Origin of the sequence: Frateuria sp. GZRR33, from assembly GCF_051900425.1 — a bacterium.
GTDB lineage: Bacteria > Pseudomonadota > Gammaproteobacteria > Xanthomonadales > Rhodanobacteraceae > Frateuria_A.
In genome coordinates, this window is the sequence record NZ_JBHZGK010000002.1 from 301148 (window position 1) to 314841 (window position 13694).

12 protein-coding genes are annotated in these 13694 nt (G+C 70.4%); 6 read left to right on the top strand and 6 right to left on the bottom strand.

Translation table 11 applies throughout. The features are described 5' to 3' along the window. The first annotated feature begins 46 nt into the window (after positions 1-46). Positions 47-1984: an ATP-dependent DNA helicase gene (locus ACFWZU_RS03755; RefSeq protein ID WP_439700065.1), complete on the top strand. Its 1938-nt coding sequence runs from the start codon at positions 47-49 to the stop codon at positions 1982-1984. A 185-nt stretch (positions 1985-2169) separates the two neighbouring features. Next, positions 2170-2538, top strand: coding sequence for a VOC family protein (locus ACFWZU_RS03760; RefSeq protein ID WP_209616806.1), 369 nt, complete (start codon positions 2170-2172; stop codon positions 2536-2538). Here the strand turns inward: ACFWZU_RS03760 and ACFWZU_RS03765 are convergent. Continuing rightward, complete coding sequence (locus ACFWZU_RS03765) at positions 2535-3383, bottom strand: helix-turn-helix domain-containing protein (RefSeq protein WP_439700066.1); 849 nt, start codon at positions 3381-3383, stop codon at positions 2535-2537. The two genes, ACFWZU_RS03760 and ACFWZU_RS03765, sit on opposite strands and share 4 nt — an antisense overlap. 143 nt (positions 3384-3526) lie before the next feature. Between ACFWZU_RS03765 and ACFWZU_RS03770 the strand changes: the two genes are divergently transcribed. Further along, positions 3527-3679, top strand: coding sequence for a hypothetical protein (locus ACFWZU_RS03770; RefSeq protein ID WP_439700067.1), 153 nt, complete (start codon positions 3527-3529; stop codon positions 3677-3679). Positions 3680-3726: 47 nt separating this feature from the next. After that, positions 3727-4344: an HAD hydrolase-like protein gene (locus tag ACFWZU_RS03775; protein ID WP_439700068.1), complete on the top strand. Its 618-nt coding sequence runs from the start codon at positions 3727-3729 to the stop codon at positions 4342-4344. Between the two features lie 97 nt (positions 4345-4441). Here the strand turns inward: ACFWZU_RS03775 and ACFWZU_RS03780 are convergent, their stop codons facing one another. The 4 genes from ACFWZU_RS03780 to ACFWZU_RS03795 form a co-directional block, all read right to left on the bottom strand. Beyond that, on the bottom strand, positions 4442-5851 hold the full coding sequence (locus ACFWZU_RS03780) for an FAD/NAD(P)-binding protein (RefSeq protein WP_439700069.1): 1410 nt from the start codon (positions 5849-5851) through the stop codon (positions 4442-4444). Between the two features lie 207 nt (positions 5852-6058). Then, positions 6059-6304, bottom strand: coding sequence for a hypothetical protein (locus tag ACFWZU_RS03785; RefSeq protein ID WP_439700070.1), 246 nt, complete (start codon positions 6302-6304; stop codon positions 6059-6061). A gap of 65 nt (positions 6305-6369) precedes the next feature. After that, positions 6370-9972 (bottom strand): ABC transporter permease/M1 family aminopeptidase, encoded by a 3603-nt coding sequence (locus ACFWZU_RS03790; RefSeq protein WP_439700071.1) that lies wholly within the window; start codon positions 9970-9972, stop codon positions 6370-6372. An 11-nt stretch (positions 9973-9983) separates the two neighbouring features. Then, a complete protein-coding gene (locus ACFWZU_RS03795; protein ID WP_439700072.1) occupies positions 9984-10862 on the bottom strand; it encodes an ABC transporter ATP-binding protein in 879 nt (292 codons plus the stop codon). Positions 10863-11088: 226 nt separating this feature from the next. On the opposite strand from ACFWZU_RS03795, the gene ACFWZU_RS03800 reads away from it, so the two are divergent. Then, a complete protein-coding gene (locus ACFWZU_RS03800) occupies positions 11089-11400 on the top strand; it encodes a hypothetical protein (protein WP_439700073.1) in 312 nt (103 codons plus the stop codon). 3 nt (positions 11401-11403) lie between these two features. On the opposite strand, the gene ACFWZU_RS03805 is transcribed toward ACFWZU_RS03800, so the two are convergent. Then, complete coding sequence (locus tag ACFWZU_RS03805; RefSeq protein WP_439700177.1) at positions 11404-12858, bottom strand: DHA2 family efflux MFS transporter permease subunit; 1455 nt, start codon at positions 12856-12858, stop codon at positions 11404-11406. A gap of 133 nt (positions 12859-12991) precedes the next feature. Here ACFWZU_RS03805 and tsaB point away from each other — a divergent pair, with 133 nt between their 5' ends. Continuing rightward, the gene (gene tsaB / locus ACFWZU_RS03810; RefSeq protein ID WP_439700074.1) at positions 12992-13687 is read left to right on the top strand and encodes a tRNA (adenosine(37)-N6)-threonylcarbamoyltransferase complex dimerization subunit type 1 TsaB; all 696 of its coding nucleotides are present in this window, start codon (positions 12992-12994) and stop codon (positions 13685-13687) included. The last annotated feature ends 7 nt before the right edge of the window (positions 13688-13694 follow it).

Sequence of the window (13694 nt, forward strand, 5' to 3'; positions counted from 1 at the left end):
GGCGCTCGCCAGTGCGCGCGTGCGGCGGCTCGGCGATACTTGCGGGATGACCGATCCCGACGACATCGGCGCGCTGCTCGGCGCCGACGGCCCGTTTGCCCGCGAGCTGCCCAACTTCGCCCCGCGCCTGGCGCAACAGGCGATGGCGCGCTCGGTCGCCGACGCCATCGCCAACCGCGACACGCTCATCGCCGAGGCCGGCACCGGCACCGGCAAGACCTACGCCTACCTGGTGCCCGCGCTGCTCTCGGGCGAGCGCGTGATCGTCTCCACCGGCACCAAGGCGCTGCAGGACCAGCTCTACTTCCGCGACCTGCCGAAGGTCCGTGCCGTGCTCGGCACGCGCGGCAAGGCCGCGTTGCTCAAGGGTCGCGCGAACTACCTGTGCCTGTACCGGCTCGACCAGACGGTGCGCGAGGGCAGCACCTTCGAGCGCACGGAAGCCTCGCAGCTGGCGGCGATCCGCGCCTGGTCCGCGCGTACCCGTGCGGGCGACAGCATGGAACTGGCCGAGGTACCGGAGGAGTCACCGCTGTGGCCGCGGGTGACCTCCACGCCGGAGAACTGCCTGGGTGTCGAGTGCCCGTTCTTCGACGACTGCCATGTGGTGAAGGCGCGCCGCGAAGCACTGGAGGCGGACCTGGTGGTGGTCAACCACCACCTGCTGTTCGCCGACCTCGCGCTCAAGCAGGAAGGTTTCGGCGAGATCCTGCCCGGCGCCGGCGCCTTCATCCTGGACGAGGCGCACCAGGTGCCGGAGCTGGCCGGCCAGTTCTTCTCGCAGAGCGTGAGCGCGCGCCAGCTCGCCGACCTGGCTGCCGACGCCCTGCGCGAATGCACCGGCGTCACCGGCGCGATCGGCCTGCTGCTGGAACCGGCCGAGGCCCTGCAGGGCGCGCTGCGCCGCCTGCGCCTGGCGATGGACGCGCTGCCCACGCGCGGCCCGTTCCAGCAACTGGATGCGCTGGCCACCGTGCACGAAGGCCTGCAGGATCTGGGCGAACTGCTCGCCGCCTTCACCGACCTGCTCGCCTCGCAGGCGGAACGCTCGCGCGGCCTGGCCAACGTGCACGAGCGCGCCGCCGCGCTGACGGAGCGGCTCGACCGCATCGTCGAAGGCGGCGGCGCCGAGGACGTGCGCTGGTACGAACTGTTCCCGCGGGGCTTTGCCCTGCACGCCACGCCGCTGGATCTGGCCGCGCCGTTGCGCGCCATGCGTGAACGCACCGGCGCGGCGTGGATCCACACCTCCGCGACGCTCTCGGTCGCCGGCAGCTTCGACCACTTCGCGCGCCAGCTCGGCCTGGACGACCCCCAGGCACTGCACCTGGACAGCCCGTTCGATTACGCCAGCCAGGCGCTGTGCTATCTCCCCGCGGGCCTGCCCGATCCCAACGCACGCGACCACACCGAACGGGTGATCGACGCGGCACTACCCGTGCTCGAGGCCTCGCACGGCCGCGCCTTCCTGCTGTTCACCTCGCACCGCGCCCTCCGCCGGGCCGCCGAACTGCTTGCCGACCGGGTGCCGTGGCCGCTGTTCGTGCAGGGCAGCGCGCCACGCCACCAGTTGCTGGAGGACTTCCGCGCCAGCGGCCACGGCGTGCTGCTGGGCGCGGCCAGTTTCTGGGAAGGCGTCGACGTCGCCGGCGAAGCGTTGAGCGTCGTGGTGATCGACAAGCTGCCCTTCGCCGCGCCCGACGATCCGGTGCTGCAGGCACGCCTGGACGCGCTGGAGCAATCGGGCATCAACCCGTTCATGGGCTGGCAGGTGCCCGCCGCCGCGATTGCCCTGAAGCAGGGCGCCGGCCGCCTGATCCGCGACGTGCACGACCGTGGCGTGCTGATGCTGTGCGACCCGCGCCTGACCACCAAAGGCTACGGCCGCCTGTTCCTCGCCAGCCTGCCGCCGATGCCGCGCACGCGCGAGCTGGCGCACGTGCAGGCGTTCTTCCGTGACGCCGCGCTGCCGCTGCCCTTGTAGGAGCGCACCCTGTGCGCGACCGCCATGCCGAACATCCGGCGGCGTGACGCCATCGGTCGCGCACATGGGTGTGCTTCTGCAGGGGGGCGGCGTTGCCTGGCTGGCCCGCCGCGCCATGGTGGCGCACTATCCGGCCAGCGCCTGGAACGGCCGCACCCGCGGCCGTCGGCGGACGGGGAGCTGACATGGCCAAGGTCATCGGACTGGGTGGGATCTTCTTCAAGTCGCGCGATCCGGCCGCGCTGACCGCGTGGTATGCGCGACACCTCGGCATGGAACCGGAGGCATGGGGCGGTGTGCGTTTCCAGGAGGATGCCTCGCGACCGGGCTACCTGCTGTGGACGCCGTTTCCCGCCGACACCACCTACTTCCAGCCGAGCCAGCAGGCCTACATGGTCAACTTCCGCGTCGATGACCTCGCCGGTTTGCTGGAGCGGCTGCGCGCCGAGGGCGTCGAGGTGGACGAGCGTGTGGACCAGAGCGAGTTCGGCGCGTTCGGCTGGATCATGGACCCCGAAGGCAACCGCATCGAACTCTGGCAACCGCCCGCCTAGGCCGGGTCCGCCGCGGCGACGGGTTTGCGCGGGCGACCGGCCGCGTCTTCGGGGACCAGCATCGTCGGCGCCAGGCCGAACATGCGTCGGCAGGTGCGGCTCAGGTGGGCCGAATCGGCGAAGCCGGCCTGCTGCGCGGCATCGGTCCACGAGCCGCCGCCCAGGCCGCGCGCCACCGCGAAACCGACCCGCGCCCACAGCAGGTAGGCGCGGAAGGAAATCCCGGTCTGCGCCACGAACAGGTGCCGGAAGCGGCTGGGCGACAGATGCGCCAGCGCGGCTGCCTGCGCGAGCGTGAGTTCCGCACCGGGCTGCTCGCGCACGCGGTCCAGCACCACTGCGATGCGCCGGTCGACCGCTTGCGGTCCCGCGGGCGTGGCTGCCAGGTATTCGACCACCCGTTGCGCGGCCTCGATCAGCGCCTGGTCGGTCCCGCGCGCCTCGAACACGGCGTGCAGCGCGGTGGCGAGGGCGGCCAGGGCGTCGTCGTCGGACAGCAGGCTGACGTCGTGTCCGCCATGGCGCGCGAGCAAGGCGCGGCCAGCCTTCGTCTCCGGTTCGACGAACACCATCGCCACGGGATGGCCGCACCCGTCGAAGGCGTGCCAGCGATCCGGCATGACGATGGCCGCCGGGGTTTCGCGCCACGCCGCTTCGTCGGCGCCGCGGATGCGGATCGGCTGCGCCGCGGCGAGCGTGATCTGGATGGCATGGTGGCTGTGCGGCTGCACCTGGCCGGTGTCGCGCCCGACCCAGACGCTCGCGCCCTTCCACAGCAACACCCGGCCGACGCCGCCTGCGGCACGGCCGGGTACGGCCTGGCTGGCTGCCATGGCAGGGGACATTGCGCCTCCGCGTCGGTACCCGGGAACGTGCAAAGGTTAGCCCTTCGGTTCAAGCCGGCGGTAGGGGGGCTGCGGACAATGGCGCCACGGATCGAGCATCCGTACCCCTACCCACGTACCCCTACCCAATGAGGACACCACCCATGAACACCACCGACACCTTCGCCTGCCGCTGCGCCAACTGCGCCGGCGCCACCTGCACCTGCGGCTGCCAGGCCGCCTCGGCCAGCCAGACCGGTTGCGGTTGCGGCTGCGGCATCGGCCAGCCCTGCCGCTGCGGCGAGCCGAACGCCTGACCCTCCCATCGGCGGCGTGCACGCGCACGCCGCCCACGGCGGCACCCATGCCTTACGACCTGATCATCTTCGACCTGGACGGCACGCTGGCCGACTCCTTTCCGTTCTTCGTGAGCGTCCACAACCGCCTGGCCGATCGACACGGCTTCCGCCGCATCCAGCCGGCGGAAATCGAGCCGCTGCGCATGCTTTCCGCGCGTGAGGTGATGCGGCACGTGGGCCTGCCGCGATGGAAGCTCCCGCTGGTGGCGCGCAGCTTCGTGCGACTGATGCGCGAGGCGGACGTGCGGCTGTTCGATGGCGTGGGCGATGCCCTGGACAGCCTGCATCGGCGGGGCGCGGCGATCGCGCTGGTTTCCTCCAACGCCAGCGACAACTGCCGCCGGATCCTCGGCGACGATCACTGGCGACGGCTGGCGCGCGTCGAATGCGGCGCCTCGATCTTCGGCAAGCGCCGGCGCATCGCGCGCGTGCTCGGAAAGACCGGCATCCCGCCGCGGCGCGCCATCTACATTGGCGACCAGATCACCGATGCCGAGGCGGCGCGCGCCGCCGGCGTGGCCTTCGGCGCCGTCGCCTGGGGCTACGGAACGCCGCAGTCCCTGCAACGCCTGCGGCCTGCCCACCTGTTCCACCACGCCGACGAGCTGGCCATGCTGGCCTAGTCCTACGAGGGCAAGGTGCGCGTGGCGTCTTCGGCGGCGCCGCATGCAACCCTCGCCGCCAGGGGGCTCTCACGGTGGGGTTGGGCCCGGAACCCGCCTACGGGGCTAGCGCGGGGCGCGCGGTTCTCGCGCTGTCAGGCACCTGCACATCCGCCGCGGCGAGCCGGCGGGCCAGTTGATGCGCGGCGACGCGTATTTCGGCCATGGCGCTGCACTCCCACAGGTTGCCCCGCAGCAGCGCGCCGATCGCGTACAACCCGATCTGCAGCTCGCCGCGGGCGTTGAGCAATTGGCCGTCCGGGTGCGCGGCCACGCCGAGCTGCAGCGCGTCGGGCGTGGCCAGCCCGTCACGCAGCAACCGCGAAATCAGCGTGTGCTCGGTGAATGCGACGGCGGTGTCCAGGCCGGTGGCCTGGATCACCCGATCCGCGCCAAGCGTGTCCAACTGCTGCGTGGCGCGGTGGCGCACGCTCACCTGCAGCGGCCCGTGCCCGTCGACGCCCAGCACGCGTGCCGCGTGTACCCGCAGCCGACCTTGGTCGAGCAGGGCGTCCAGTGCCCTTGCCGAGGCCGGCGCCACGCGGTGGCGCGCCGCTTCCCACAGCCAGCGCAGGTGGCGCAGGAACTGCCGTCGTTGCTTCACATCCAGCCGCCGCCACAACCGCGCGTTGATCGGACGCATGCCGTCGAGCAGGCTGCGCCAGTCCGTCTGTGGCGCCGCTTCGATGGCGGCGTGCACGTGCCTGAGCATGGCGAGCGGGCTGTCGCAGGCAAGCAGCGCGGCATTGAGCGCCGACTGCCGCGCGTACGGGGCCGACGGCAGCGCGGTGTGCTCGAACGGGAATCGCCCGTGGCGCGACAGTGCAACCAGTTCCGCGGACGGCCAGCGCTCGGCGGCGGAGAGCAGCGTGTCGACGGCGGTCAGGCCGGTGCCGATCACCAGCACGCGCCGCGGTGCCGGTTCCTGCCTGGCGATGCGCCAGGGATCGAGCACATAGGCGCCGCTCTGCAGTGCCTCGCGCGACACCGCCTTCAGCGGCCGCGGCGCCAGCGCGCCCAGCGCCAGCACGACCGCGTCGGCCTTGATCAGCACGCCGCCGGCCAGGCGGACCGCGTAGCCGCCGTCGCACAGCGGCTCGATCTGGACCGCATCCTCGCCGTGGATGTGGAAATGCCGCCCCTGCTGCAGGGCCTGGTCCGCGCAGCCACGCACCTGCGCCTCGATGAAATCGCCGAACAGGCCGCGCGGCAGGAAGTCGTCGGCACCCACACCATCGACCTGCCGCATGGCGAACTGCAGGAACTCGCCCTCGCTCCCGGCAAACAGGCCCATCGCGTGCGCACGCACATTGAGCAAGTGCCGGTCGCTGCCGGCGGCGTAGGCCACGCCGCGACCCGCCACCGTGCGGTCGCCGGTGATCCAGTGCACGCGCGTGCCGCGCCGGAGCAGTTCGCCGAAAAGCGCCGCGCCCGCAGCGCCTCCACCAATGATCGCAATGTCAGCCATACGCACTCCTGTCGGGGACGACCCGGCAGCGGCCTGCCATCGGGCAGGACGGGAAGGGTGGGGTAATCGGAAAAGACGGCCTGGCCTGGCGGTCAGGCGCGGCGGGTGGGGCGCTCCGTGGATGCCGTGCGATGCGTGGTATGCATGGGGCTCACCTGGGGCCGGTTCGTTGGCGCCCACTCGAACACAGCATCCGTTAAGGAACGGCTAGGACCCCGCAAGGATGGGGTTTGCCACGGCGTGCACGAAACATGGACGTAAGGCGAGCCCGGCGCCCCCAGCGCATGCAGGAGCCGGTGATGGCTCCGGCCCGCGAGCGGGCTTGGCTTGGCTCTGCTCCACGAAGCCGATGCCGATGCCGATGCCGACGCCGATGATCAGGCGCAGGGGAATCGCATACCAATACCGCAGGGTCGGCAGCACGTGCCAGGAGCGGTCGATGAGCGTGTCCATGCGGCGCGTTCGCTCGCGTTCCGCATTGGGTTACAGGCACGCCAAGGGCGGCCTCGGCGCGGCGCTCAGCGGGACAGTCCGACGGGCTCGACGTTGTCGCCGGCATTCCGGTCGATGTACGCGTTGTACGGGTCGATGCCCGCGTAGACCGGCTTTTTTTCCGTGACGAAATGAAAGACCTGCCTGCCGCTGTGCACCGGCCGCCATGCCATGCGGATCACGTCGGCCGGCTGGAACGTGGCTGCGCCCGGTTCGGCGGCGAAGAGGCCGATCTCGATGCGTTCATCGAGTGGCGCCTCCTGTTCCGCGCCCTTGCCGTCCGCGTAGAACTTCCGCGCCTCCACCGGCACGCTGACGTCCCATTTGCCGTCGGCGCGCTGCACGGCCCTGGGCTGCTGGACCTTGAGGTCGTAAAGCGTGATCCGCTCGAACAGGTCGCTGATCAGTCGCAGGTCCGCCGGTGTCCTGGCTTCCTCGCGCAACAACGCGATCAGATCGAGTGAGCGCGGGTAGGGCGCCACGGTGAAGCGGTAGCGGTCCACGAAGCGCCGCAGCGCGCGGTTCACCGCGTCCTCGCCGATCCGCTCCTGCAACAGGTACATCGCGAGCGCGCCCTTGCCGTAGGCGATATGTTGCTGGCTCAGTTCGACGCTGGCGAGCGGCTGCTCCGCGAGCACCTGGGTGCGACGGCCAGCCAGGTAGCGATCGAGCTGGAACTGAAGGTAACGGCGGATGCCGGCTTCGCCGTGCAGGCGCTTCATCACCATCAGCGCGGAGTACTGCGCCAGCGTTTCGTACAACAGCCCGGCCCCCTGCATCCGCGCTCCGAGCACCTGATGCCCCCACCACTGGTGCGCGAGTTCATGGGCGGTGAGCATGGTGACCATGTCGATGGCCTGCGGATCCCTGAGGTCCATCGCGAAGGACGCGGTTTCGCCCACGGGGATCGTGTTCGCAAAGGCCTGGCCACCCTGCCGGTAGGCCGGCGTTTCGATGATCCTTGCCTGGTCGAACTGGTAGGGGCCGAAGGCCTGGCGGTAGTAGCCGATGGAGGCCTGCATCGCCTTCATCATGCGGTCGACGTTCCAGTGATGCGCGGGATGGAAGTAGATCGCGTACTCGATGCCGTCGTGCGCCTGACGACGGACGGCATAGCGCCCCGATTCGATCGCGAAGTAGTTCTTGATGGGCGTGTCGGAGACGAAGCGCACCGTGCGGCGGCCGTCCTGTACACGCTCGGACACGCGCCTGCCGGGCGCAATCGGGGTCTGGTCGGCGCGGGTCGATACCGTGATGTCGGCGGTCGTCCAGCTGAGGTCGCCGCTGGGCAGGCTGCGCGTGGCGGCCAGGTCGTCCAGCCGCGGGAGCGGTTGGCGTTCCGGCAGGCCGTACCTGCGGCGCGCGGCCGGGTCCTCGAGCAGGCCGACGTCGCTCATGCCGATCCGCGGCGTGAGCTCGATCGAGTTCAGGTCGGTGCCGTTGGGCGCCAGTCCCGTCTCGGTGCCGGTGGCGCGGAAGCCGACCTGGGCCCGGCGGGTGTGGAAGGCGAGCGAGCGCGATTCCCCCGGCTGCATGGGCGAGTCGAGCCGATAGATGCGGTAGCCGAATGCTTCGTCGTCGCGTTCCAGTCGGGCGCCGGGAAAATCGAGATCGACCAGTTCGAGCGCCGGGTCCATCAGCCGCACGTGGACCCGGTCGATCGGCGCGGCGGTTTCGTTGACCAGCCGATAGCGGCCGTGCACGTCCGCGCGAATCGCCTCCGGATACAGCGCGACGTCCAGCTCGACATGCCTGACCACCGGTTGCGGCAGGCCGGCGTAGCGGAAAAAGTGCTTTTCGTAGTCGGCGCGGTAACGCTGCTCGTTCTCCGCCGTGCGGAAGTCGTTGAGGATGAGCGTGTTGTAGACGATCCAGGCACCGCTCGCGAGGACGATCGTCGCGGCCACCGCGGCGAGCCGTCCGGTGCGGGCGGTCAGTCGCGTGGATATCCGGCGCAGCCGCGGCACCAGCCGCTCTGCGGTGCCACGCGGCCAGAGCAGGTGCGCCGCGACCAGCAGCAGTACCGCCCCCGCAGCCCAGAACAGCCGGAACCACCAGGCGGCCTTCCAGAAAATGCCGGTGCCGACCATGTCCGACAGCGGCACCGCAGGCACGCTGCCATAGAGGAAGAGCGGGTACGCCAGCCCCATCGAGGGTCCGAAAAACCGCAGCACGAGGTACAGCGCCATCCAGCCCCACCCGGCGTATTTGCCCGGGCTGAGTGCCTGCACGAACACCGCGAGCGCCGCGACCACGACCGCATCCACCGTGCCCGGAAGGAGATACCAGAGCAGGTATTCGCCGGGTGTGGCATCGACGCCCCTGAGCAGTTGCACCAGCATGCCGGCTGCCATGCCGACGCACTCCGTCGCGAACAGAACCAACGCCAGTCCGATCAACTTCGGGAGCATGAGCGCCCACGCCGGCAGCGGCGTCGCGTCGATGATTTCGTGCACCTTGCGCTCGCGTTCGCGCCACACGAGCTCGCCGCCGTAATAGGTCGCGATGATCACCAGCAGCGTGTCGAAGCTCGCCTGGATGGCCGGCACGGATACTGAAGTGAGCGGGTAGAGCGTCACGCCGTACCAGCCCGAGGCGGTCAGCAGGCTCGGGAGCGTGAACGCGAAGGCGATCAGGAGAAGCACCAGGAAGACCGGGCTCTTGAAGATGTAGCGTGCTTCCATCGCGGCACGGGCGACCAGCTGCGCGCGAGCGGTGCGGCCATCGAAGCGGGCATCGGCAAGTCGCGGATACGGCGCGCCCGAAGCGGTCGCCGGAGTCGCCTTCGCCGCCGCCCGACGAAGCTTGCGCTGCTGCCGTCGCGACATGCCCCGTTCGGCAAACCGGAACCGGCGATAGGTCAGCGCCAACAGCGCGATCGACACGCCGACCCAGAGCAGCCGGCTCTGCACCATCAGTCCCGACACCGGGATCGCGCCGGCGTTGAGCTCGGCCGCCGTGAAGTAGCGCGAGCTTGCCATGTAGGCGGACATGCCGAGCGGGTCCGCGAGCACGCGCAAGCCCAGCAGCTGTGGCTGGCCTGCCATGAGCCCCTGGGAGAGGAAATAGACCACCAGCAGCGCGACCACGCCGATGAACGTCCCGGCGGTCGAGCGCGTTGCGGTGGCGAGCGCGAAAAGCGTTGCCGAGATGATCAGCGCGTTCGGCAAGGCGAACAGGCCGTAGCCGATGGCGAACCCGGAGAGGTGGTTGGGCCCGAGCATCGCGTGGTTGGCGAAGGGCATCTGCGTGCCGAGCCATTGGCCGAGCGTCGCGGCCGCCATGACCAGCGCGCCGGCCGCGAAGGCGCCGAGAAAGCGGCCGAACAGGTAGGCGGATTTCGTGATGCAGGTCGCGCGCACGAGCGGGCCGAAGCCGGTCTGGTCATCGCGCACGATCACGTTCGAGACGAACGCGGCGCCGATGAACAGGAACACGAACGACACGAGCAGATGGGACACGATGATCGTGTGCGGGCTGTTGAACAGCACGTTGCCGCCGCCCACCGTCATGAGCTTCAACCCCGCCATGTCGACGAACGCGCCGAGGAACAGCAGGGCCGCGGCCGCGATGAAAAGCGGGCTGGTGGCCTGGTAGCGGAATTCGAACGCCGCGATCTTGCCAAGCATGTCGGCGTTCCTCAGGCGGCGCGGCGGGATTGCGCGAGCGCGGAGAAATACACGTCCTCCAGGTCGCCCTCGAGCGCGCTGAAGCCGTCGCCCGGATCCGTGTCGGAAAGGACGTGCACCACCGTGCGGCCGGAGAGCAGGCGCGTCGAGATCAGCCGGTAGCGTTCCCGATAGCCGTCGAGCTCGGAACGCTCGATCACCTTGCGCCAGATCCGGCCGCGGGTGCGCTCGATCAGCTCCTGCGGTGCGCCCTCCAACTGGATGCGCCCACCGGCCAGCACTGCCATGCGTGAACAAAGGTCGGCGACGTCGCCGACGATGTGGGTGGAGAGGATGACCACGACGTTTTCGCCGATCTCGGCCAGCAGGTTGAGAAAGCGGTTGCGTTCCTCCGGGTCGAGGCCGGCGGTCGGTTCGTCCACGATGATGAGCCCGGGACGGCCGATCAGCGCCTGGGCGATGCCGAAGCGCTGGCGCATGCCGCCGGAGAAGCCGGCGAGCGGCTTCTTGCGCACGTCCCACAGGTTGACCTGGTGGAGCAGCGTCTCGACCGTCTGCCGGCGGTCGGCGGCCGTCGCGATGCCCTTCAGCACGGCCATGTGGTCGAGCATGTCGTAGGCCGACACGCGCGGATAGACGCCGAAGTCCTGGGGAAGGTAGCCAAGCGTGCGGCGCAGTTTTTCGGGCTCGGCGAGGACATCGGTCTCGCCGAAGCGGATGCTCCCTTCCGTCGGCGTCTGCAGTGTGGCGAGGGTGCGCATCAGCGTGGACTTGCCCGCGCCGTTGGGTCCGAGCAGGCCGTACATGCCCCGCGGGATCGACAGCGTCACCTGGTCGAGGGCGCGTGTGCCGTTGTCATAGACATGGCTGAGGTTGGTGAGCTCGAGCATGGTCACCCCCGGTCGGTTGCCGTCAGGCTGCCATGGTGTGTTACATATGTAAAGCACCAACGCAGCAAGGTCTGGCCATGGGCCGACGAAGCGTGGGTGTGTGCACAGCTTGCGGCCGCCGCTAGGGCAGGGCGATCTTGTGGCGGGACGCATCACTGCCGGCTTCTCGCCGCCGCGACGTCAGGGACGGAATGCTGGTTGCACCGTTGCTGACGGAGCAAAGGCCATGAGCAAGCAGCACAGGCAAGACGAGGCCAGGCAGGATGCTGCGCCCCCGCAGACCGGACCGTCGGGGGCCGACCATCCCGCGGACGAACCGCGGCCGGCGGGCGGTCACGGCGATCCGCGGCACGACCGTCTGGACACCATCGAATGGGCGGACGACCGCACGCGGGCGCTCGACCCGCACCAGGGCGGCCTGAGCGAGGAACCCATCGACGACCTGCTCGAAGGGGAGACCGATGCGTCCTATCGTGCCGAAGCGCGGCACGTCACGCCGACGATCGACCCGGCGAGCGAGCGCGACGACGAGCGCTAGCGCCTAGGGCGCCGGCGTGGCTTCCATCGCGCCGGCGGCCACTGCCACGCGCGGGCGCAGCAGCAGGCCACCGAGCAGGGCCGCGAGCACGGCGAACCCGGTGCCGGCCAGGAACGCGACGCGATAACCGGCGTTGAGCGCGACCGCCTGCGCGGCCCCGGCCTCCAGCGCCGTCCCGGTGCGTGCCGCCGCAAGGCTCGCCAGCACCGCCAGGCCCAGCGCGCCGCCCATCATGAAAGCGGTATTGACGATGCCGGAGGCCAGTCCCGAATCGCGCGGCTCCACGTCGTTCATCGCCGCCAGCAGCACGGGGTTGAAGGCAATGCCCGCGCCCAGGCCGAGCAGCACCATCCCCGGCAGCACGTCGACCAGGAAATGCCCGTCGGCCGGCGCGCGGGCGAACAGCGCCAGGCCGACCGCCGCCACCAGGAGGCCACCGGCCAGCGGACGGCGGATGCCAAAGCGCATCACGATGCGCGCGGACAGGCCCAGCGAGCAGGCTGCCATCACCAGGTTGCCGGGCAGGAAGGCCAGGCCCACTTCCATCGGCCCGTAGCCGAGCACCAGCTGCAGGTACAGCGCGGACAGGAAGAACCAGGCGAACATCGCGCCGGCCCACAGCACGCCGACCACGTTGGCGATCGCCAGGTTGCGCAGGCGGAACAGCTTCAGCGGCACCAAGGGCGCACGCACGCGCGTCTCGATGACGAGGAACAGCACGAACAGCGCCACCGCCACGGCAAGCATGCCCAGCGTGCGCGCCGACAGCCAGCCGGCCTGGTTGCCGTCGACGATGGCATAGACGGCCAGGATCAGCGCCGAGGTGACGGCGAGCGCACCGCCGACGTCCAGATGGCGCATGTCGCTGCTGCTGCCGTGTACCGCCGGCAGCAGGCGCAGCGAGGCGACGAACACCGCCAGGCCGATCGGCAGGTTGACCAGGAACACCCAGTGCCAGCTCAGCGTGCTCACCAGCAGGCCGCCGAGCAGCACGCCCACGCTGCCGCCGCCGGCGCAGACGAAGCCGTACACGCCCATCGCCTTCGCCCGCTCTGCCGGCTCGGTAAACAAGTCCATGATCAGCGACAGCGCGACCGCGGTGACCACCGCGCCGCCCAGGCCCTGGATGCCGCGCGCGATCACCAGCCACTCGCGCGAGCCGGCCATGCCGCAGGCGAGCGAGGCCAGGGTGAACAGCGTGAGCCCGAGCAGGAACAGCTTGCGGTGCCCGAACAGGTCGCCCAGCCGCCCGCCCAGCAGCAGGAAGCCGCCGTAGGTCAGCACGTAGGCGTTCACCACCCAGGCCAGCGTCGCCTCGGAGAAACCCAGCTCGGCACGGATCGAGGGCAGCGCCACGTTCACGATGGTGGTGTCCAGCACGATCATCAGCACGCCCAGGCACAGCACGGTGAGGGCGAGCCAGCGGCCATCGCGGGTGGGGGTGGTCGGGGTCGGCATGTTCAAGCGGGAGCTCCGGGCGGGCGTGCAGCATGGCAGGGATGGCTGGGCGCATCAGCTGCCATGACGACGATCCGGGCGCCCGCGGATCGACATCCGGCCCCGCGGGCGGGGGCGTGCGAGAATTCCCTGCATGAACCTGCTCGCCATCGAAACCAGCACCGAAGCCTGTTCCGTCGCCCTCGTGCACGGGCAGGAAGTGATTGCCCGCAGCGAACTGGCTCCGCGCCGCCATGCCGAACTGGCGCTGCCGATGGCCGATGCACTGCTCGCCGAAGCCGGGCTGGGCCGGCACGCGCTGGACGCGATCGCAGTCGGTCGCGGGCCGGGGGCATTCACCGGCGTGCGCCTGGGCGTGGCGCTGGCGCAGGGCATGGCGCTGGCGCTGGACCGGCCGGTGGTGCCGGTGTCCTCGCTCGCTGCACTGGCGCTGGAGGCGCCGGAGGACGAGGCGGCCATCCTCGCCGTGATCGATGCGCGCATGGGCGAGATCTACGCGGCGTGCTATCGCCGCGACGGCAACGGTGGCCTGGTCGCTCTGGACGACGAGCGTGTCTGCCCGCCCGATGCGCTGGTGCTGCCGCAAGCCGACGGGTGGAACGTGGTCGGCAGCGGCTGGACGACATACGCGGACGTGCTGCGCGGACATCTCACCGGCGAGTTGAAGCAGGCCGACGGCGATCGGTATCCGCAGGCCCGTCACGTCGCGGAGCTCGCCGTGCGCGAGTACCAGGCGGGCCGCGCCGTGGCGCCGGAGCTGGCCTTGCCGGTGTACCTGCGCGACAAGGTGGCGCTGACGCTGGCGGAGCAGGGGCGGGCGACGCCCTAGCTGCCGC

Bases quoted from the DNA above. Each gene is read 5' to 3' on its own strand.
- ACFWZU_RS03770 (WP_439700067.1), top strand. From the start codon at position 3,527: ATGAACACCACCGACACCTTCGCCTGCCGCTGCGCCAACTGCGCCGGC.
- ACFWZU_RS03805 (WP_439700177.1), bottom strand. From the start codon at position 12,858: ATGCCGACCCCGACCACCCCCACCCGCGATGGCCGCTGGCTCGCCCTC.
- ACFWZU_RS03790 (WP_439700071.1), bottom strand. From the start codon at position 9,972: ATGCTTGGCAAGATCGCGGCGTTCGAATTCCGCTACCAGGCCACCAGC.
- ACFWZU_RS03800 (WP_439700073.1), top strand. From the start codon at position 11,089: ATGAGCAAGCAGCACAGGCAAGACGAGGCCAGGCAGGATGCTGCGCCC.
- ACFWZU_RS03765 (WP_439700066.1), bottom strand. From the start codon at position 3,383: ATGTCCCCTGCCATGGCAGCCAGCCAGGCCGTACCCGGCCGTGCCGCA.
- ACFWZU_RS03755 (WP_439700065.1), top strand. From the start codon at position 47: ATGACCGATCCCGACGACATCGGCGCGCTGCTCGGCGCCGACGGCCCG.
- tsaB (WP_439700074.1), top strand. From the start codon at position 12,992: ATGAACCTGCTCGCCATCGAAACCAGCACCGAAGCCTGTTCCGTCGCC.
- ACFWZU_RS03785 (WP_439700070.1), bottom strand. From the start codon at position 6,304: ATGGACACGCTCATCGACCGCTCCTGGCACGTGCTGCCGACCCTGCGG.
- ACFWZU_RS03775 (WP_439700068.1), top strand. From the start codon at position 3,727: ATGCCTTACGACCTGATCATCTTCGACCTGGACGGCACGCTGGCCGAC.
- ACFWZU_RS03760 (WP_209616806.1), top strand. From the start codon at position 2,170: ATGGCCAAGGTCATCGGACTGGGTGGGATCTTCTTCAAGTCGCGCGAT.
- ACFWZU_RS03795 (WP_439700072.1), bottom strand. From the start codon at position 10,862: ATGCTCGAGCTCACCAACCTCAGCCATGTCTATGACAACGGCACACGC.
- ACFWZU_RS03780 (WP_439700069.1), bottom strand. From the start codon at position 5,851: ATGGCTGACATTGCGATCATTGGTGGAGGCGCTGCGGGCGCGGCGCTT.